The organism is Enterococcus sp. AZ109 (assembly GCF_051714625.1).
Taxonomy (GTDB): domain Bacteria; phylum Bacillota; class Bacilli; order Lactobacillales; family Enterococcaceae; genus Enterococcus_A.
The window spans coordinates 1,023,440-1,043,584 of sequence record NZ_JBIOSF010000002.1 but is presented as its reverse complement, the minus strand read 5'-3'; the positions used below and the strand labels follow the sequence as shown (position 1 = coordinate 1,043,584).

Genomic DNA, 20,145 nt, shown 5'->3' with positions numbered 1-20,145 from the left:
TTTGGAATCAAAGTATCGTGTGTTACAACTCCATACCAGTCGTTGTTCAACTTCTTTAAGGCATTACAAATCCGCCGTTTGGTGAAATTGTTTGACCCGTCAAATACGGCGCATTAATGATATATTCCATACAACCAGAAATATCCGAAACATCCCCGATTCTACCTTGAGGAATACCTGCTGCTAAAGCGTTCAATTCATCCTGATTTACACCTTTTAACATATCGCTCATGATCATCCCTGGTGCGATTGCATTCACTCGCACTTTACGTCCAGCATATTCCAACGCTAGCGCCCGAGTCAATCCTAACACGCCGCTCTTAGCTGCACAGTAGTCGGCTTGATTTTCTACACCGATCAAACCACCAATAGATGAGGTGTTGATAATGCACGAATCATGATCAACCATATGCGGAAGGGTCAGGTGACACATATGCAATAAACTCATTAAGTTAGTGTCGATAACCTTTGTGTATTGCTCTTTTGTAATATCAATAAAATTACTGTTATTAGTGATCCCAGCATTGTTAATTAGAACATGGATCTCTTCACCAAATTTTTCAGTCGCTGCGTTGACCAAAGCCTCACAATCTTCATATTTACTAACATCTGCGCGAACAACTAAAGTACCCACACCATTTTGTTCCTCAATATCTTTTGCTAAATCTTCTGAGATTACTTTAGAACTGTCGCTAACATAATTAATGACAACATTATAGCCCATCTCGCCTAACTTGCGTGACATCGCATTACCGATTCCCCGTGATCCACCTGTTATAATTGCTGTTTTGCTCATTTTGTTGCCTCCTTAAAATTCTATGTGTACACTCATTATTTTATCATAAAAAAGTTAGAATATTCAGTTTTTTTTAATCAACTGAAATCCCTACCTTTCAAGACCTTAATTATCATCGATTTGAAATAAAAAACCTTAGCAATTATTCAGCGCGGGGCTGGAAAATTGCTAAGGTTTTTTGATGGCCTTAGTTAGTGGTTAATTTACCATAACTAATCACTGTTTTTTCGTTTTGTTCTTTTTGATCGGGCAGATCTTTCAGATTGATGATCGCTGAATTGACCAGCAGAACGTCTATTTTGCCGCTGCGCATCACTTTTTTGTGAAGGAAGAATACTTCTTGTCCTTCGCTAAAATCTTTGCTTTTTTCTGAAGCTACGGTTTGTCTCCATCCATTGAATCCCATTGAGAATAACCCCTTTTCTTTGTATAAAGCATCGGTGTAATTGAACATGTGGCATATTTTGAAAAAAAGAAACGATCCAAGCAATTTGGATCGTTTCGAATATGTTTAAATTAGTTTTTGAAGATGTTCGTTGCTTGCAAGCCGCGTTGGCCTTCTTCAACGTCGAAAGTCACTGCTTGACCTTCGTCTAAAGTTTTGAAGCCGTCGCCTTGGATAGCTGAGAAGTGTGCGAACACATCTTGTCCGTTATCTTGAGTAATAAAGCCAAAACCTTTATCTGCATTAAACCATTTCACTGTACCTGTATTCATATTGTGTTTCCTCCTAGTGCGTTTTGCACATATAATTTTTTGCAATATCTTGTTGCTAAAAAAGAAGAATGAAAACACCCATACGAATGAAATGACTCTTTGTTTTAACTGAACAAATCTACTACACTTATTACTATACACCCATTCGGCAGATATGTATACCTAAATATGCCTTAATCTGGAATATAACGACTTTCTTACGTGTTCCTTAATGTTTAAGGACAAATTTGTCGTTTTTAGCTTAAAAACGCCAGAGCGAAGAATATTAAGGAACAAACAACAAGTATATAACCAGTGAATTTCCCAAGTTTGATTTGCATAGGTGACGATTCCTTGTTGTCTATCGGAACAGCGGTAGAGAGAAAATAGTATTTCTTGAAAAAGATTAATCCCGCAATGATTAGCGAGATTCCACTCAAAATCAAATTCCCATAAACACGAGATAGCATTCCCCAAGACATTAACAGGATTGGTCCCGCAAACGAAAAAACACAAATCACCTGAATCACTCTTTTCATTTGACTATTCATCACATTCTCCCATCTCCTCTCGCAAAGCCCATTAATACCTGTGTCAAAAGTAATTATTGCAATACTAGCCTTCACTAAAATAATACATAGTCAAACCATAGATGTAAAGCATCAAAAAATCAAAACTGAGCCTCTTCAGAAATTTATTGCTCCCCTATTCAACACCCCTGTGCAACTCAGTCCCCTTAAAGTGCAACAAAGGAAAAAGCAGTAGAAACCCCTAAACAGATTGTCTATGATGACTCTAGATGCAACGCAAAACGGTAAAGGAGGAACTTACAATGAAAAAATTAATTCAAAAGAAATTGTTTATCGGGGGATGTATTTTGTTGGGAATCATCGCAATCACTGGCATCGGAGCCAGCTACTATTTTGGAAAAATGGTGGTTGACGGGTTGTTTTATCAGAACGAAGGCAATGATACCCAAAACAACAGTATTGTCCTACTGGCAGAATGGGGGTATGACTTGGAGGGCTTCAATACGAAATACGCTGGTAAAGACCTTCGGCTAGAAGCTGAAGACGGCAACCACTTTCCCGTGACCTTTTTGAGTACTAACGGAAACCAAGACAAAGATACCGCAATCCTAATTCATGGGGCAGGAGGTGACCATGTGTTTGTTGCTCCTTTGGCAGAAATGTATTTGAAAAATGGCTGGAACGTCCTAACTTTTGACATGCGGGGACATGGTGATAACGAAAGTCCTTTAGTTACTTTCGGTTATTTGGAACAGCTAGATGTCCGAGCAATCGTGGATTATGCTAAAAAAGTTACAAACAACAAACAAGTAGTGGTTCATGGTCAATCCATGGGCGGTGCAACGGCTGGAATGTATGCCGCTACTGACCATGCAATAAAGCATGCCGATGCAATCATTATGGATTCGCCCGTTCATAGTATGGAAGACATGTTCATTGGTGTTTGGCAAGAAATGGAGGATACAGAAGGTATTCCCCTTCCTTATATTATTGCTTGTTGGAATTTATATATGAAGATAAACTATGGCTTTACCTTTAAAGATGTTGAAATCACTCAACATCAAAAATATAATGAAGTCAAAACACTAGTCATCAATAGTAGCCAAGATAAACTTTGCTTACCAGAAAATGTGACTGCTTTGTATGACAACGTGGCAGCTGCAGATAAAAAGCTAGTTACTATTGATAGCGAGCACATCAAAGGCATACTGGACCATAAAGAAGACTACGAAGCGGCGGTTATGCAGTTTTTATCAAATTAATCATTGGAGCTGAATTATGCAGATTAAATTATTTCAAGAGGAAACACTTGACGAAGATCGAGCAGAAATCTATTATCGCGAGATGACTGAACAAATCGAAAAGGTCTGTCAATTGTTGGAGGGCTCAAAACCACAGCTTTACGGACTGGAAGACGGTGAGCAAATACTACTGACTCTGGATGAAATTTATTATATTGATACGGTCGATAAAAAGACCTTTGCCTATTTGAAGGAACATGTTTATCAAATCCAAGGAAGCTTGTCTTTTCTTGAATCTGCTCTGTCTAATCACGGCTTTTGCCGAATCAGCAAAGCCAATATCGTCAATATCCAATCGATTAAACGAGTTAAATCCGAACCAAATATGCGATTAAAGGTGGTTTTGAATAATCAAGAGGAATTGGTGATCAGCCGTTATTATCGTAAATCCTTCCAAAACTATTTAACGAAAGTACGAGGTATTTTGCATGACTAAAGCCCGTTTGAAAGAGATGCTGATGATTATTTGCGTCAGCTATACGGTTATTTCTTTAGGCACCAGCTTGTTTGATGCGGTACTTTCAGACAGCGGTGAAGATTTTTCCAGACTGTTGTTTAAGTTTCTTTTTACCGTTATCGCAGTTAGTATCCTCTATACTCATCCAATGCTGGAACGATTATCGCCATTGATGATGATTCTTCTTCAGTACGCAGCAGCCATGCTGCTGGTATTCTTGACCATTTGGCTCAGCAGCTTTTTTGAAGAAATTCACGAGTCTGGCTATTTTGATGCCTTTCGATCATTTACCATCATTTATATCATTGGTGCTATCGCCTATTATGTGGGTTTGCATCTGGATGTTCGCAAACAAAACAAATTATTGCAGGAAATTCAGGCGAGTCAAAATAAGATTCGATAATGAGAATAAACCAGCAACTGCTGTTGAAGGAATCATTTCAACCACAGTTGCTCGTTTTTTCAACCATTTACTGTCTATCTAACATGCGTTTTAATTCACGATAAAAGTTTTCGTGAGATCCTAGCAAGTAGATTGGTACAATTACCTCATTAATAATTTCATAAGCAGCTCGATAGTGGACCTTTTTGTAAACAAATCCCATTGTCCATACTCCTGATAAATCTCCTTTTTTGGGTGTACCTCCTCGAGGATTAGTAGCTATCTCTTCATAGATCAGATCTACAAATAACTGTTTAAGTTTTCGATCATTGCACTTTTTCAAATAACTTTTTACTTGCCTAGAAGGTTGTATGCTATAAACCAATTTCTTTCTCCAATTCTTCGCGAGACATAATTGGTTCATTTTTGACCGTTTCTTCTTTAATTTTTTGGAGCGCTTGTGGAATTTCTTTCTTTCGTCTTGCGAATTCACTGACTAAATAGTCATCTGCGGCTCCTTCGCTGATTAGATCCTTCAAAATTTCAGTATCAAAATCCAAATACTCATCATCAGCCGTTACAAACTCATAAAAAATTCCGGTAGGATACAGTTTGGGCTTCATCGTCACACCCTCACCAATTTTAAATTCTTTCGGAACGGTTAGCGTAATCGAGTTTCCTTGTTTACGTGTCTTAGTTTGCACCTTATTCACCTCGTTGGAATTAGTTCTGATGTAATTATACTGCTGCGCATACGTAATTACAAGTAATTACATCGGACAATAACAAAAAAAGACAGCCATCTCTGACCGCCTTCCTTCTATTATAATTCAGCTATTACATCCCCTTGATTTGATAAATCGAATTTGCTTTTCTCTCCCTTATCCAAACTTGGGAAAACCACCATCACGTCAGTGCCTTTTCCTGCTTCTTTAATAGAAGCAAAGTCGACAGTTGCGATTTTTTGCTGAGCGGTTACTTTGTCCCCAGCCTGCACAAGTATTTCAAACCCTTCGCCATTTAATTCGACCGTATCGGTTCCGATGTGTAATAGAACCTCCACATCTTTGTCTCCTTTAATCGTTAACGCATGCTTCGTTGGAAAAACGCTATCAATTGTTCCATCGATTGGCGAAACAATGTCATTGGCATCCGGCTGAACCGCAAAACCAATCCCCATCATTTCACTAGAAAACACCTCATCAGCGACCTCCTGTAACGAGACGACTGTTCCAGAAACTGGCTGATATACAGTAACTGGACTTTTCTTTTTGAACAATTTACTAAACAAAGAATCTCCTCCTATATACGCTTTTTAAAAATAATTTCAGCTTTACACCATTATCATACCGCATTTTTTAAAATGAAGAAAACGATTTCGTTAAAGCACGTGAATCCTTTAATCATGTCGTTAGTAAAAAAAGAAACAGCACCCTTGCACTGTTTCTTGCATCTACCCATTTTCTGATAGCTGTTTCCAGCGAATCAACAAGGTATTCACGTAATTCAATACCATGATTTTGCATTTTTCTTGCTCGTTTGGATCATTGCCCACTCGCTTGAACTGTTTCTGAAACTCTCTTAATGTAGCAATCACTTCGTCAATCGTTTCTTCATCAATGCCAGCAGAAGGTCTTTGACGATTTTGCTGTAATTTCTCAATAATTGCAGGCGTATGTTTCTCCAAATAAGCAAATCCAAAACGTTTTGTATCATCTCGATAAGTTCTCAAAATATCGATAGGGTTCTCAAACGATGCTGTTCGAATCGTATTATTATTAGATCTTTTAGTTTTCTTACGTTTATTCCACCAATTCGTCAAAAGAACAGCCACGATAAAAACAATAATATTGGATATCAATGATTCCACTGTCAGTAAATTCTCTATAGTCAAACGCTCACTTCCTTGTTGTTTATCATAGCAAGAAAATAGCCAAACACCAACTGTTTATTTTAAATTTTGCAATGTTTTTTAACCTAAAGCAGATGAAAGAATCGTCCCATTCTTCCATCTGTTTTTCTTTATTAAGTGCTCTCTTCTGAAACGCGATATTTTGATAGTGACAAGATACTTTGGGTAATTGGTCCCACCAAAACCACACAGAGTATAGTTCCTATCCCGATCGTTGCCCCTAATATTGCACCAATAATTACCAACAGCCCATCCAGAACGATTCTTATGTTCCGTAGAGAAAAGCTTGTTTTCTTTTTTACGACTAGACTTAGCGCTTCAAGTGCTGCACTGCCTAACTGTCCGGCAGTATATAATCCACAGCCAATTCCAAACAGACAAACAGAACCTATCAATAGTGGCAAATGTAGCTGTCCACCCATCTGCTTTAAACAAAGAGGTGCCAATAATACGGGGAAAACCTTTAGACTAACTGACAATCCTATGAAATTTATCACCGTCCCGATTCCTAATTGAGAGTGATCACACCATAAAACAATTAGAATAACCAGTAAATTGAAGATTAGGCAGCTAGCCCATAATTCCAACCCGAATTGTTTTTGTAATCCTAAATAGAGTACACTAATTGTATCCACACCTTTATTTAACAAGATTAGTATACTTATGGATACCCCCATTACTAACGTTCCTAGGCTTGTAACAACGTATCTAAGAATCATTGGCCAACCTCTAATTTCTAATTGTAGCAAGCGGTTCAATTTCCCCTGATAAATCAAAGGTGACTGTTTTATCCTTTAAATCAGGAAATAAGACTAATACATCAGTTGACTTCCCTTTGTTATGGATAAATGTAAAGTCAATTTTTGCTATTTGGGTATCCTTGTCTACTGCTTGACCTTCTTTAACAAAGAGTACAAATCCTTCACCAGCTAACTCTACGGTATCAATCCCAATGTGAATCAGCACTTCGATTCCAGCATCACTTTTTATTATTAATGCATGCTTTGTTGGAAAAATGCTCTTTACAATTCCTTTTATTGGGCTATACAATTCGTCCACTTCCGGTTTTACTGCAAAGCCGTCCCCCATCATTTTTTGAGAAAATACCGGATCTGATACTTCCTCTAATGGAATTAATTGACCGATAATAGGTTGATAAACTTCAGTTGATTTCTTTTTGAATAATTTAGTTAACATATTTTTTCACCTCTTTATGGTAGGGAGAAAGAAGAGCCATCGCTTCAGCCATTTCGCTAAATTTTAGATTATTAACGGTCTCTAATTTCTCTACAATTGAATGAGGAAAGTTTGGATTCATTCCACCGCAAATACCCGTAGCAATGGCACCAATTGTGTCGGTATCGCCTCCCAAACTTGCTGCTAATTGAGCAGCTTTTATAGGATCGCCTTTTGCTAATTTAACAATAGCAAATACACAAGGGATGGTTTCAATTGTTTCGACACCCGTTCCCCACAATTCGTAGAGCTCAGAAAGTGTTACTGTTTGTTCGCTAGTTTTGATCAGATCTAGAACGGCTTCAATTCTTCTGATTAACGAAGCTGTCGCCACTTCGTATCCTTTAGTCATTCCCAATACGACTGCGTTCTTCACGACTTCCATCATCTCATCAAAATCGCCCCCGCCAGCTGCGACATAACTAATCGCTGCCGCTACACTACTTGCACCAGCAATCGCCACTGAAGTATTGTGTGTAGGTAGACAGATTTGGTGAACCTTTTCGACTAAGTCTGGAAGATTTTGATAGTTTGCAACCATGCCGATTGGTGCGATTTTCATCGCCGCGCCATTGGTTGTCCCGAAACGACCCGTTTGATCTAGCGGTACGCCTTCTTCAATCAGCGCTAATGCCTTCCTAGTACTCGGACCAGACACTAAATCAGCTAATTCAGAGTCTTTACACCAAACTCGTAACTGCTCAATATATGTTTCTACTTCAATAACTCCTTGATGTTTGACGAGCATGTCAATGATAAATTTGGTATTGATCGTGTCGTCTGTCACCTGTCCAGCAGCCATATCTCGTAGGACAGCACCTTTGTTCATTGCTGGTTCAAATTTTTTGATTCCGTCTGGAAATTTCTCAAAAATCATTTTTTGTGTCCAAAGTTCAGTCGGCATGCCCATTGCATCGCCAAGCGCTCCACCGATTAAAATTCCTTGCAGTCGCTTAGTTAATTGATCCATCTTTCTTCTCCTCAATTTCTATAAATGGTTCTAGATAATGAATTTCATCTTTCCAAATAAATTGACCTTGTTCTTCTTCTAACAAAATAATCATACTTCGCGAATCAATTCCTGCTTCTTTTAACTTGGGTAAATCAAACTCGATGATGCAATCACCGGGCTTGATTGATTCACCCGCTGCTTTTTTTACTTTGAAGAAATCATTTGCGGCTTTTTTACTATTGATTCCCAAATGAATGAGTAGTTCGATCCCTTCATCACTTTTTAACGTCACCACGTGCTGGTTGGGTAAAATATTGACTATTTTCCCGTGGAAGGGAGCGATCAATTTGCCTTCATACGGTAGTACTACCAACCCATCTCCTAAAATTCCTTGTGCCAAAGGATGGAGTGGGATTGTCTCCAATGGAAAAGCTTTTCCGAAAAGTGGTGAGCCTACGCCAACTTTTTTTCAGCAATTACCGTGTCAGTTTTCTCAATCTCTTTTGCTTTTTTGTTGTCATTGTAAGTAAAATAGCCAAGTACAAATCCAACAGCTAAGGTTGCTACCGTCGCAATAACAGCAATGATAAAACCAGAATAATCGGCATTAGCCGGATTAATAAAACCGCCGATTCCAAATAGTCCAATCGTACTGGCATAGTTTGGTACATTAAAAGCTGCTATGATTACTCCTCCGATTGCACTAGCTAAACAGCTAATAAAGAAGCGTTTCTTAACTGGCAGCGTTACACCGTACATTGCCGGCTCAATGATACAAAATACGGTTGAAATAATTGCCGAAATACAGATTGATTTTTCTTTCTTATTTTTCGTTCGCAAATACACCGCAAACACGACGGCCATTTGAGCAAAAGGAACTGTATAGATCATTGGCATCAATTGATCAAATCCTTGAGTAGCTAAATTGTTTATTCCCAAAGCAATTACTGGCCAGTGCAACCCTAACAACACTAATGGCTGATAGAATAGTCCCACCACGAATCCGGTTATTATAGGTGAAGCGCCATATAAAAAACTGATGGCTGCAGAAATAATCGAGCTGGCAAAATTTGCTAATGGTCCAAATAATAAAATAGTTGCTGGAATACCAATCAGTAAAGTAATTAATGGTACTAAAGTAAAACGCAAAACCTTGGGAATGACTTGTGTTAATCGTTTCTCAACTTTGGAAATGAAGAACATTGCTAAAATAATTGGAATGACAGTTGAGGTATAGCCATTCTCAGGAAAAATAATCGGTAAGCCAAAGAACGTTTTAAAGACCGGCGTCGCAAAAATTGTGTGATTGAACAATGTATACAATGGTTCTCCTGAGGTTAGATCGGTTAGCAGTGATGGGAAAACCAGCGTTGCTCCGATCATCATTCCGATAAAACCGTCTGATTTAAATGCCTTAGCACTCGTGTATCCGAGGATGATTGGGAAAAAGGTGAATAACGCATTCCCTAAAGCATTAAGAATCAAAGACTCACCACGATCTGGTGCTGTTAAGTTAGCAATCGTTAAAATTGATTGGATTCCTAACACCAAACTTGCGGCAATTAAGATGCCTAATGTTGGCGTGATCACTTTAGTTATGATTTCAATAAAGCGATTGATTAATCCCTTTTTTCCTGTTTCTTCTGACTCCTCTAGCGTTGTTTTAGTACTGCCAAGTTCTTCCATTATTTCTTCATAGACATCAGCAACATGTGTTCCAATAACTACTTGATACTGCCCGCCAGAATACTGAGCAGTGATAATTTCCGAATGATTCAACAATGACTGCTCGTCGACTTGCTCAGCATCATTTAAAGTAAAACGTAAACGTGTCATACAGTGAGTCACCCCAGAAATATTACTTTTACCCCCAATATTTTCTATGATGAACTGGATTAGTTCTTGATATTTTTTCATTTTTGCCGCTCCTATTCTCGTTCGAAGATGATTTTTTGAATGTGCAAGGTTAGGTACATTTTTTCCTCAGCTGATAACTTGAAATCATATTTCTTACAAATATGTTTTTCAATCTTTAATACACAACGGTAAGTCTCAATATATTTTTCCTTGATCATCGATAGAAGCTCTTCGTTGCCTATTCCTTCAGAACCTACTACTCCTTTAATTACTCGTTGTGCAAAAAAACGTACATGTGTAATTAGTCGTTGATAGTAAAGCGAGTCGGTTTCAAATTCAATACCAAAATAATAACGAATGATATCCGTTACTTCTTGGACAATCTGAATTATTTTTTGAATCTCACTTGGATCGTCTGAACTCAGGTCTGCATTTAGCAGATGCAGGGTAATGAAGCCAGCTTCTTCCTTAGGTAAATTCAAGTTAAATAATTGATTAATTCGATCTCTACCGTAGATTCCTATTTGATATTCTTTAGGATAAAAATTATGGATATCCCAAATCAACATATTTTTGTAAGTATATTCTTCTTCTGACCTTGTTAACGAAAAGTTAAGATGGTCAGATAAAGAAAGATAAATGGCATCACTTATTTCTTTATTAAACTCTTTTTTGTAAAGGTCGACAATTTCTTCTACAACTTGAAATATTTCCATTGGCACGTTATTGATCAAAAACGCTAGCTTGTTGCCAAATTCAGAATTTGTCGTCACAAACTCTTTTTGAATTCGATTTTGATCAACTTTTTGCCCGACTTTCTTATTAAAAGCAATCCCGCGCCCCATAATAATTTTTTCAACACTGTTTTCCTCAACAATCAAAAAATTGTTATTTAAAATCTTCTTGATAATCATTTTTTCGCCCCCCGGAAGACAAAAAGACCTATCTCCCCCGTTGGAAGATAGGTCTAGCTCATAAATTCATATGATTACTACCCTAAACTCAATACAATTACTTGTAAAGAGGCATCTAGGTTTCCCCTTACGATGCTTATTCAATTGAACAATTAGAGATTAACACGCTTTCATTTCTGTGTCAACGGGTTTTTTCATTCAACAAAAAATTCGTTAAAATATTCTTGACCTTCACGCACCGTCACCCCCTATAGTAAAGATAGTGAAAAGGAGCTGAAGATATGAACATTCAAGCAATTCGTTCGGATCAAGTGTATCAAAAAATGATCGCTGTACCACAAGAAAAACGCAATGATTTATTTCGTTACCAGCTGATGAAGCCTTTTGAAAAAAAGTGGGCCTGCTATCATGTTCCACTTAAGGCAAAAGAAGAAAATGGCTATGATGTAGTAATGGCCAGCAGTATGTTAGGCTATTTAGCCCCAAACCAAATTGACGAAAGCCAACAAGATAGTGTCCTACTTCTTTCAGATGACACGTTTTGGCAAACATGCCAGCTAGCGGTAGAGGATAGTCTAGGTCGTTTTGAAGAATTCGGCATTGATTTACCTGTGAAAGACTATCTATACACCATTCTGTTGGCTGATCCTAAGAGTCCGTATACCATTTTAAGTGATGGTTATTCTGGTGATGGCGGGATTCCTGGTTATATTTTTGGAGCAATTTCGCCGAATACCTTCACCCTCGATCGCATGCCGGCGGCTTTAGCTCACGAATGTAACCACAATGTTCGCTTCCAATTTATTGAGTGGCATAATGATATAACTTTGGCTGAGATGATGGTAAGTGAAGGGTTGGCAGAAAATTATGCGACTTCGCTTTATGGCAAAGACAAGCTTGGTCCGTGGGTAAGTAAGGTGGATCTAGCTACTTTGAATACTTATATTAAGCCGCTGATCAAGGATGCTCTTGGCGTTTCTGGGATGGAAAATTTGACTGCCTACCTTTATGGGGATGAAATTGCCCAGATGAGCAATTATTTTCCAGTGGGCCTGCCTTTTTGTGCTGGCTATGCCTGCGGTTACTATATGATTGAATACTACTTGAAGAAAACCGGCAAGACAATTGTTGAAGCAACCATCTTGCCGGCAGAGGAAATCTTAGCCGCCATTGAGGATTTTTGGGAAATGTGAAAGTGGCTGTGACATAAAACGTCACAGCCACTGAAAACCGCATAATCGGTGTGACTGAAGTAGCTCTATTTCATTTATTATTCAACAACCGCCGTCACTTCAATCTCCACCAGCAAATCTGGATCAATCAACGAAGATACCTCTACCATCGTCGCGGCTGGTTTGATTTCGGCGAAAAATTCGCCATGGGCTTTGCCGATCGCTTCCCAATACTTGATATCTGTGACAAACATTCGCGTACGGATGACATTCTCCAATGACATCCCCTCCGCTGCTAAAATTTCTTCAACCGTTCTCAAAATATGCATCGTTTGCTTGTAAGGATCGCCGATACCATAAGGCTTTCCGTCTTTCACCGAAGTTGTACCGGCAATTTCTAACAAATTACCCACTCGAACGGCACGTGAATAACCAACTGTTACTTCCCAAGGTGAATTGCCGCTGATATTCTTCCGTTTCATATTGATCGCCTCCAAAAAAAGTAGGTGCAGGATTGCTCCTACACCTAGTATATATTAAGAACCCGGCAGCTTACACCGCTGGATCCGTAATTTATTCTTTTTCGCGACGCTTATAGTTTGAATACAAGAACATACCGACAATCGTGAAGCCGATTGGGCCAGCAATCATCCATAAGGTGTCACGTACGCCGGCGCCCTCAATGATTGGTTGGAAAATCGTAAAGATATTCGCACCTAATACTAGTAAGAAGACAACGACACTGACAACCATCGTCATACTTTTTGTCTTATATACTTCAAAGGTTTGAGGCATATTTTTTTGCTTAAATTTAGGAAACGCGTAGATCAAGAACAAATATGGTAAAGTCATTGATACGTTTGCCATCAAAGTTAAAATGTTATAGAAGGCTGATGGATCTGGTGTCGCAAAAGATGCGATTAAAATGATCGCAACAACAATTCCACATTGTGCCCACATTGCATAAGAAGGCATGCCGTTTTCATTCAGTTCAGTGAATTTCTTCGGCCATAATTTTTTCGGTGTTCCCATAATTAAGGTTTTCAATGGCGAATAAGTCAAGGTAAAGAAAGCACCACTGTAAGCTAGGAACATACCTAAGCCTGTGTAACGAGCGAACCAGTTCCCCATACTAATGGCTGCTGATTGACTCATGCCGAGTGCATTTCCGAACTCGACTCCTAGGTTGTTCATCATTACATAACTGATGTTACCTAAGTTAGTTGAATCGCCAGAAAGAACGGCATCCCAGTTGGTACTTACGCCCCATAGGAAGATTCCCAAGGCATAACCAATTGAAATAACAATCGCTGAGAAAACAACACCTTTCGGGAAAGTTTTCTCTGGGTTACGGGTTTTATCAACCATCCCACCAACAGCTTCAATCCCGCCGTAAGCGAAGATCGCAAATACTGCAAAGCCTAGTAAGCCGATTGGGCTTTGGTAGCTAGGATTTGGTGAGTGTAAAATGTGGTCAAATGGTTGTGCCAATTGGCCTCCATTGATCACCAAGATAATACCAGAAATAATAATTAATACCACGTTTAAGCTTGTTACTGCGATCCCACCCAGACTGGTGATTTTGACGATTCCTTTGACCCCTTTGATAGAAACCAAGGTTACGATAACCATCCACAGACAAGCAAGTAAACCAACCATTTGCGTGGAATTTAAGCCAAACAACCCTAATTTTTGGGTTTGGTCACTGCCGGCAAATGCTGTAGTAAATGGAATCCACACCTTAGACGAGGTAGATACCATCCAGACAACATAAGAAGCAAACCACATAAATGTACCAATAAATGCAAAACGTGGTCCTACACTTACTTCCAACCATTTGTACATACCACTGTTTTCGCCCTTGATAGTCGAACCAAACTCCGCCATCATCAATGCAAACGGGATAAAGAATAAAATCGCTGCAACGACGTAGAAGACGATTGATCCATAGCCCATCAAATAAAAGGCTACTGGCCCGTTAGCAAAGCCAAATACTGAGGTAAAGATCATCATGACCAGCGCACCAAGGGTCATGCCTTTTTCCGCTTTGGACATTTCAATCACTCCATTTCGATTTTTTGTTGGGCTGCAAATTATATTGTGTAAAAAATAAAATAAAAGTTCGTTATTGTTTGAACAAACAAGGTACAATAAAATAAGAGATCCCACTTATGACTTTACCTTTAAAAAAGACAGCTAGCAAGAACAGTGCTCAGAGGATAAACAGCGCTATAACACTGTTTTCTCATCATTTATCATTTAATACCCTGCTGAACAAAAGATGATAATATAACGATAATCATTACGAATTAAGAATTAATACGGAAAGATTTTTCTAATATTCCTGTTATCATTAAGAAGGTAATGCGTTATAGAGAACCGATATCACTTGTTTTTTATTAAAATAATGAATGAATTGATTATGAGAAAAAATTTAACAAGATACTTTTAAAAAACCTGATTGATTGCATAGCAAAATGAGATTTATATCACAAGAAGCAAAAAGACTTTTTAAAGGCTTTAATTTAGGAGGTTCAATGAGGAATAAAGGTGAATAATTTTAGGTTTTTACCTTATCTTTTTTAATCTTTACACAGTAAAAAGCCACTAGAATACTATCCGTGACTAATTTTTCTGAAAATTTTTGAAATTTACTCAACATAGTAATGAGCGATTTTTAGTGTGAAACATACATTTACCACTGTAAAGCAAATAAAATTTGGCACTATTTACCACTTCTTTGAAGATTATCAGATACTTAATAATGAAAAAGAGGTAAGAAGACTGAGAAATTCTCATACTTCTTACCTCTTTTTGTTTTATTGATGGTCCCGCTCAACGATTTGATAATAGCTGCGAGCGGTTAGTTGATAGACTAGGAAGTACAAGATCGCAAAGATCAAAACAACTACTAGGGCTACCACTAGCGTAATATGCCAATTCATCAAGCCAAACATGATGAGCAGCTTGCAAATAATCCGAAAGGCAAAAGCTAGATGGATAACCGCAACAATTAGCGGAAACAAGAAGACCATTAGCACTTGCTTGTGAATGACTTTTTTCACGTCGCGATGGCTCATCCCAACTTTTTGTAGGATTTCAAAACGCTCTTGATCATCCATTCCTTCTGAAACTTGTTTATAGTAGATAATCAACGCAGTAGCCAAGGTAAAGGTTACTCCAAAAATCGCTCCTAAAAATAGGAAACCGCTAGTAAAGGTTCGATTATCACGAGCATACTTGTCTTTCGATTTCATTTGGTAGGTTCCCGCTTCAAACTGTTGAGCAAAACGCTGCTCTAATACATCAGCAAAAGCGATTCGTTCCTCTGGTGAGGTAGCGATATCAAAATCCATACTGTAAGTTGGTGCCCGCAGTTCAGCTTCTTGTTCAGGTGTTGTCAGCCATTGGTCCAGCAATCGATTGAGAACGGCTTGATCTTTTAAAATGACTATATATGCGCCAGCCATATCCGTTTGTTTCCGCAGTCCGATAAACTCTGTTAGCTTCTCTTTGATTCGAAACTTTTGATTCTCCATCGTTACTGTTTTATCCGGCATATCACCGCTTTGTTCAAATACAATTATTTCATCATCAGTCAACTGTTCCTGTTTGTTTGTTAACCGATTATACTCATCCAAGGTCGTAAATGATAACAAGACAATACTCGATAAATCATCCATTGTCGGCTCATGTACCAACTTAAACTGCTGATCCTCCTGACGCACAAAAGAAAATTGCTGCGACATTTCTAGGATTTGCATATTTTCCAAGGTCACACCCTGCTCTTCAGCCGTCGCCAACGCACTTTCTTCCATCTCCGTAACGGGTAGATTTGAACTTACACTAATATCGTGAGTATAACGCGAATCTACCATATTTTGCTGACCAAAGTATAAGCTTCCAGTGGTGGTCAGTGTGACAATTACCATGGTAGATAAAATACAAATACTTGCCAGACCCGCCGCATTTTGCTTCATGCGGTAAATCATATTGGAAACAGAAATAAAATGATTCGGCTGATAATAGTAGCTTTTCCGTTTTTTCAGTTGCTTCAGCAAAGTGATACTGCCGGAAATGAATAAGCTGTAGGTGCCGATAATCACCAAGATGATCGCTACAAAGAAATACGTTAACGCCTCAATTGGCGATTCAATTTTTACGGCAATGATATAGCCGGCTGCTAAGCAAATGCCCCCAATTATCGACAGGATCCATCGGCTTTTCGGTTCTTTTTCTCCGGATTTACTACCATAGAGCAATTGAATTGGATTCGTCCGGCTGATTTGCAGGCAATTGATGATGAAAAGCAGCAGAAAAACCATGGCGTAGAACAAGCCTACCATCACCGTGCCATCCAAAGCTAAGGTAAATTCAAATGCTTCACCGATACCCAGCATCTTTTTCAAAATCAGAAAGCCTAAGCGTCCGAAAATAATCCCACTAATAATACCAACAATTAAAACTAAAACAAAGCTAAACAAGTTTTCCCAAAACATTAGAATGTAAAGCTCACGTTTACCTAAACCTAAGACATTATACAAACCGATTTCTTTTTTTCGTTGTTTCAGTAAGAAACTATTAGTGTAAATTGAGAAAATCACCGCAAAAATCAGCAAAATGATATTTCCGAGATTGAACATCATCATTGCGGTTTGACTATCCGGCAATGTGCGCATGCCCGGATTGTTGACAATCACTTGTGTCATGGTGGTTACCACCACTAAGAAAATCATGGAAATCAAGAACGGTAAGTATGCCCGATGATTTTTTCGTAAATTGTTGAGGGCTAATTTTATGTAAAACATACTACCCCTCCTTTGACAACAAGGCCGTCATGGTTTCGTTGATGGTCTCAAGAAATTGGAAGTTGGCTTTTTGTCCCCGGTACAGCTGGTGGAATACTTGTCCGTCTTTAATGAAGAGCACCCGATCGGCATGACTAGCGGCAATCGAACTGTGGGTGACCATCAAAATCGTTTGGCCGTTTTGATTAATCTTCTGAAAAATATCCAACAATTGATCAGAGGTTTTTGAATCTAGTGCTCCGGTAGGTTCATCAGCTAACAATAACTCTGGTTCAGTAATGATCGCCCGTGCTACAGCTACTCGTTGTTTTTGTCCACCAGACAATTCGTAAGGATATTTTTCCAGCAATGGATAAATCCCTAATGATTTGGCAACAGGTGCTAATCGATTTTCTAAATCCTTTACTTTTACCTGCGATAATACTAGCGGTAACAGGATATTGTCTTTCGCTGAAAATGTATCCAACAAATTAAAATCTTGGAAAACAAAACCCAAATGATCTCGCCGAAAGGCCGCCGCATGTTTTTCCGGAATTTTGGTTAAATCCATATCGTTTAACATCATGCTACCAGCAGTTGGCTTGTCTAAAGTTGCAACTAAATTCAGTAACGTACTTTTCCCTGAACCTGACTCGCCCATAATTGCGACATACTCACCAGCATCTACACTAAAATTAATTGAACGCAGCGCTTCGACTGCTAAGCCGTTCATCTGACTTTGATAAACCTTTCGTACATCTTTTACGTATAATAGTTCACTCATGTCTATCTCCCCCTCTCCTATATCATATGCCCGAAGCCGACCATAAACTACTTACAAAAAGAAACCCAAACTTACAGTTCTGAAAGTTTGGGCTTACTCCATAGGTCGCTTTTTAGGAAAGAAGATGGAGACCGTCGTGCCAACGCCGATTTCGGACTCAATCGCCAACCCACAGCCAATCTTATCAGCGACTTTACGGCTAAGATACAAACCTAAGCCGCTAGCCCGCTGCTGTTCTCGCCCATTGTATCCGGTATAACCTTTTTCAAATACTCGCGGCAAGTCCTCTGCTCGGATACCGATACCAGTATCTTGAATCGTTAACTGCTGTCCGTAAAAAGCAATCGAAATTTTTCCATCAGACGTGTATTTAATTGCGTTAAACAGGAGCTGTTCCAAAATAAAGATTAACCATTTTTTGTCTGACAAAACGGTTCCCTCCAACTGCTTTAATTCCAGCTGCAGATTTTTTTGCGAGAAGAAAAAAGCATATTTACGCAATACTTCTTTTACGACTGCATCCACTTGCAATTCCTGAATCATCAAATCCTGATTATCTAAATTTTGTCGTAAATAGTTCAGCATCAACTGCAAATATTCATTCACCTTAAACAGCTCTGCTTTCATTTCCTGCGGATTCCCGTTACCTGATTGAATCAACAAATCCAGCGCCGCCACTGGCGTTTTGATTTGGTGCATCCACAAGCCGAAATCATCGAAAACTTCTTGCTTACCCTGCTGCGCTTTGATCCGTTCCCGATTAGTTTCAGCTAACAATTGGTGAACCATTTCCTGATAATAGCGTTCCTCCTGTGTTTCCGCTTTGGGAAAAATTGCCTGAGTCTCCGCCTGCACCACGTTATCCACTAGCAGTTTCAAACTTTTTTGCTTTTGAATATAGCGATAAAAAGCAATGATGCTATACAGTACCACCAAAAATCCGGTAAATAGTGCTTGATCTAAAAACGGCTCCCAGGAAAAAGTATGCAAGTAGAAGGTAAATCCACTCAATCCGATAATCAGCAGATACAACAGATAAAAAACCCGACGCTCATAAATGAATGAACCTAGAAATTTTAGCATAGTCTACTCCTCAATTAAGTATCCCTTATTTTTCACCGTTTGAATAATATCCGTCAAGCCGGCTGCCGCCAATTTTTTTCGCAAACGGGTAATATTCACTGCCAACGTATTATTATCAATAAACTCGTCATTTTGCCACAACAGCTCAATAATTTGTTCCCGTGCGACAATTTGCCCCCGATTTTGACATAACAGTTGCAGAATTCGCGATTCATTCGGAGAAATCGGCACACTAGTCAACTCATTTTTCAAAAAATTTTCTGTCGGATAAAATTGGAAATTTTTCAAAGGATAAACCGTTTCCTGATTACCATATTGATAGCTTCGGCGTAACAATGCCTGAATTTTTGCCACTAATAAGGATAAATCAAAGGGCTTCGCCATAAAATCATCCGCCCCCATTGACATCGCCATAATTTGATTCATTTTGTCCTCAGCCGACGATAAGAAAATAATCGGTACTTCCGAAAACTTGCGAATCTCCTGACACCAGTGAAAACCGTTAAAATAAGGCAAAGAAATATCCATAATCACCAAATCCGGTGCCTGCTTTCGTACCTCCTGATCCACTAACTGAAAATTCTCTGGCGCCAAACATTCATACCCCCATTGCTTCAAATGATCCTGTACCACCTTCACAATTGTCGGGTCATCCTCTACTAAAAACAATTTAGTCATCTGCTTACTCCCTTTTTCTTCTATTATAATAGTCGAATTTTCTAGTCATTACTCTTGTGAAGAATGGACGCTGTATAGAACTCAATCCAATGATACTCTATCCATCGTTGTTTCTCTTGGTAACAGCTATTTTCTGGTGCTGGTTTCTCCCATAAAAGAAGGCGAATCTTTTTATCATGAATCAAGTTCTGCATTAGCCCATAAGTCAGCTCGGAAAATCCCGAGGGCCCGATGTAGCCTGCGATTCCCTTTTTCTGCTTATTAAATAGTAGAAAAATATCAGCCTCCTCAATGTGTCGGAAAAAATCGATCACTATCCTTGGATACTCCTCCTCCAAGTTATCGCTCAGTCGAGGATAATCGATCACTTGAATTCCCGCTTTTTCGAATTTCTGAATCAGCTCCTGATAGTCCACTTGAAATACGGTACTCCCTGAAATAACTACCTTCACTTTTATTCTCCCCAAATAATCGCCAAACTTTTTCTTTTCCTTCTATTATACTAGAAGTCTAGCAGCGTGAGCAGCTTTTTATGAAACGATAAATCAAAGAGGTATCCCCATCGGTTTTTCAGCTGAACCTTCAAGTCACAAGCACATTAGTTGTAT

24 protein-coding genes and 1 pseudogene are annotated in these 20,145 nt (G+C 38.8%); 4 read left to right on the top strand and 21 right to left on the bottom strand.

Features of this window, described 5'->3' with window-relative positions; all coding sequences use genetic code 11:
• Positions 1–55: 55 nt before the first annotated feature.
• The 4 genes from IGI42_RS21655 to IGI42_RS21640 all read right to left on the bottom strand — a co-directional run bounded on the left by IGI42_RS21655 (position 56) and on the right by IGI42_RS21640 (position 2,043).
• Positions 56–796 (bottom strand): SDR family NAD(P)-dependent oxidoreductase, encoded by a 741-nt coding sequence (locus tag IGI42_RS21655; protein WP_438718132.1) that lies wholly within the window; start codon positions 794–796, stop codon positions 56–58.
• 187 nt (positions 797–983) lie between these two features.
• Positions 984–1,202 carry a hypothetical protein gene (locus tag IGI42_RS21650; protein ID WP_438718131.1) on the bottom strand — a complete coding sequence of 73 codons (219 nt, stop codon included), beginning with the start codon at positions 1,200–1,202 and terminating at the stop codon, positions 984–986.
• 110 nt (positions 1,203–1,312) lie between these two features.
• On the bottom strand, positions 1,313–1,513 hold the full coding sequence (locus tag IGI42_RS21645) for a cold-shock protein (protein ID WP_207675810.1): 201 nt from the start codon (positions 1,511–1,513) through the stop codon (positions 1,313–1,315).
• Positions 1,514–1,749: 236 nt separating this feature from the next.
• Positions 1,750–2,043, bottom strand: coding sequence for a hypothetical protein (locus tag IGI42_RS21640; protein WP_438718130.1), 294 nt, complete (start codon positions 2,041–2,043; stop codon positions 1,750–1,752).
• A 281-nt stretch (positions 2,044–2,324) separates the two neighbouring features.
• On the opposite strand from IGI42_RS21640, the gene IGI42_RS21635 reads away from it, so the two are divergent.
• The 3 genes from IGI42_RS21635 to IGI42_RS21625 are packed head-to-tail and all read left to right on the top strand — an operon-like array spanning position 2,325 to position 4,183.
• Positions 2,325–3,284 (top strand): alpha/beta hydrolase, encoded by a 960-nt coding sequence (locus IGI42_RS21635; RefSeq protein WP_438718129.1) that lies wholly within the window; start codon positions 2,325–2,327, stop codon positions 3,282–3,284.
• 16 nt (positions 3,285–3,300) lie between these two features.
• Positions 3,301–3,759, top strand: coding sequence for a LytTR family DNA-binding domain-containing protein (locus tag IGI42_RS21630; RefSeq protein WP_438718128.1), 459 nt, complete (start codon positions 3,301–3,303; stop codon positions 3,757–3,759).
• The gene (locus tag IGI42_RS21625; protein ID WP_438718127.1) at positions 3,752–4,183 is read left to right on the top strand and encodes a DUF6608 family protein; all 432 of its coding nucleotides are present in this window, start codon (positions 3,752–3,754) and stop codon (positions 4,181–4,183) included. The genes IGI42_RS21630 and IGI42_RS21625 overlap by 8 nt, the downstream gene beginning before the upstream one ends.
• Before the next feature lie 67 nt (positions 4,184–4,250).
• On the opposite strand, the gene IGI42_RS21620 is transcribed toward IGI42_RS21625, so the two are convergent.
• The 10 genes and pseudogenes from IGI42_RS21620 to licT all read right to left on the bottom strand — a co-directional run bounded on the left by IGI42_RS21620 (position 4,251) and on the right by licT (position 11,033).
• Complete coding sequence (locus IGI42_RS21620; protein WP_438718126.1) at positions 4,251–4,586, bottom strand: type II toxin-antitoxin system RelE/ParE family toxin; 336 nt, start codon at positions 4,584–4,586, stop codon at positions 4,251–4,253.
• Complete coding sequence (locus tag IGI42_RS21615; RefSeq protein WP_438718125.1) at positions 4,537–4,866, bottom strand: toxin-antitoxin system; 330 nt, start codon at positions 4,864–4,866, stop codon at positions 4,537–4,539. The genes IGI42_RS21620 and IGI42_RS21615 overlap by 50 nt, the downstream gene beginning before the upstream one ends.
• Before the next feature lie 119 nt (positions 4,867–4,985).
• The gene (locus IGI42_RS21610; protein ID WP_438718124.1) at positions 4,986–5,453 is read right to left on the bottom strand and encodes a PTS sugar transporter subunit IIA; all 468 of its coding nucleotides are present in this window, start codon (positions 5,451–5,453) and stop codon (positions 4,986–4,988) included.
• Between the two features lie 162 nt (positions 5,454–5,615).
• Positions 5,616–6,056: a hypothetical protein gene (locus tag IGI42_RS21605; protein ID WP_438718123.1), complete on the bottom strand. Its 441-nt coding sequence runs from the start codon at positions 6,054–6,056 to the stop codon at positions 5,616–5,618.
• A gap of 131 nt (positions 6,057–6,187) precedes the next feature.
• Positions 6,188–6,793: a YczE/YyaS/YitT family protein gene (locus tag IGI42_RS21600; protein WP_438718122.1), complete on the bottom strand. Its 606-nt coding sequence runs from the start codon at positions 6,791–6,793 to the stop codon at positions 6,188–6,190.
• Positions 6,794–6,803: 10 nt separating this feature from the next.
• On the bottom strand, positions 6,804–7,271 hold the full coding sequence (locus tag IGI42_RS21595) for a PTS sugar transporter subunit IIA (RefSeq protein WP_438718121.1): 468 nt from the start codon (positions 7,269–7,271) through the stop codon (positions 6,804–6,806).
• Positions 7,261–8,280 carry an ADP-ribosylglycohydrolase family protein gene (locus IGI42_RS21590; RefSeq protein WP_438718120.1) on the bottom strand — a complete coding sequence of 340 codons (1,020 nt, stop codon included), beginning with the start codon at positions 8,278–8,280 and terminating at the stop codon, positions 7,261–7,263. Before IGI42_RS21590 ends, IGI42_RS21595 begins: the two co-directional genes overlap by 11 nt.
• Positions 8,264–8,701, bottom strand: a pseudogene (locus IGI42_RS21585) (PTS sugar transporter subunit IIA); the annotation flags it as partial. The pseudogene IGI42_RS21585 and the gene IGI42_RS21590, both read right to left, overlap by 17 nt.
• Before the next feature lie 14 nt (positions 8,702–8,715).
• On the bottom strand, positions 8,716–10,179 hold the full coding sequence (locus IGI42_RS21580) for a PTS transporter subunit EIIC (protein WP_438718119.1): 1,464 nt from the start codon (positions 10,177–10,179) through the stop codon (positions 8,716–8,718).
• Positions 10,180–10,190: 11 nt separating this feature from the next.
• Positions 10,191–11,033, bottom strand: a complete 843-nt coding sequence (gene licT, locus IGI42_RS21575) for a BglG family transcription antiterminator LicT (RefSeq protein ID WP_438718117.1) — start codon at positions 11,031–11,033, stop codon at positions 10,191–10,193.
• A gap of 281 nt (positions 11,034–11,314) precedes the next feature.
• Between licT and IGI42_RS21570 the strand changes: the two genes are divergently transcribed.
• Entirely contained in the window at positions 11,315–12,226 is a 912-nt protein-coding gene (locus IGI42_RS21570; RefSeq protein WP_438718115.1) for a DUF2268 domain-containing protein, read from the top strand.
• Between the two features lie 77 nt (positions 12,227–12,303).
• On the opposite strand, the gene IGI42_RS21565 is transcribed toward IGI42_RS21570, so the two are convergent.
• From IGI42_RS21565 to IGI42_RS21535, 7 genes are all read right to left on the bottom strand, one after another.
• On the bottom strand, positions 12,304–12,687 hold the full coding sequence (locus tag IGI42_RS21565; protein ID WP_438718114.1) for a RidA family protein: 384 nt from the start codon (positions 12,685–12,687) through the stop codon (positions 12,304–12,306).
• Between the two features lie 91 nt (positions 12,688–12,778).
• Positions 12,779–14,260 (bottom strand): glutamate/gamma-aminobutyrate family transporter YjeM, encoded by a 1,482-nt coding sequence (gene yjeM, locus IGI42_RS21560; RefSeq protein ID WP_438718113.1) that lies wholly within the window; start codon positions 14,258–14,260, stop codon positions 12,779–12,781.
• A gap of 764 nt (positions 14,261–15,024) precedes the next feature.
• A complete protein-coding gene (locus IGI42_RS21555) occupies positions 15,025–17,013 on the bottom strand; it encodes an FtsX-like permease family protein (RefSeq protein WP_438718112.1) in 1,989 nt (662 codons plus the stop codon).
• Position 17,014: 1 nt separating this feature from the next.
• Positions 17,015–17,776 carry an ABC transporter ATP-binding protein gene (locus IGI42_RS21550; protein ID WP_438718111.1) on the bottom strand — a complete coding sequence of 254 codons (762 nt, stop codon included), beginning with the start codon at positions 17,774–17,776 and terminating at the stop codon, positions 17,015–17,017.
• A 93-nt stretch (positions 17,777–17,869) separates the two neighbouring features.
• Complete coding sequence (locus IGI42_RS21545) at positions 17,870–18,859, bottom strand: sensor histidine kinase (RefSeq protein WP_438718110.1); 990 nt, start codon at positions 18,857–18,859, stop codon at positions 17,870–17,872.
• Positions 18,860–18,862: 3 nt separating this feature from the next.
• The gene (locus IGI42_RS21540) at positions 18,863–19,537 is read right to left on the bottom strand and encodes a response regulator transcription factor (protein WP_438718109.1); all 675 of its coding nucleotides are present in this window, start codon (positions 19,535–19,537) and stop codon (positions 18,863–18,865) included.
• Between the two features lie 41 nt (positions 19,538–19,578).
• On the bottom strand, positions 19,579–19,989 hold the full coding sequence (locus tag IGI42_RS21535; RefSeq protein ID WP_438718108.1) for a hypothetical protein: 411 nt from the start codon (positions 19,987–19,989) through the stop codon (positions 19,579–19,581).
• Positions 19,990–20,145 lie beyond the last annotated feature (156 nt).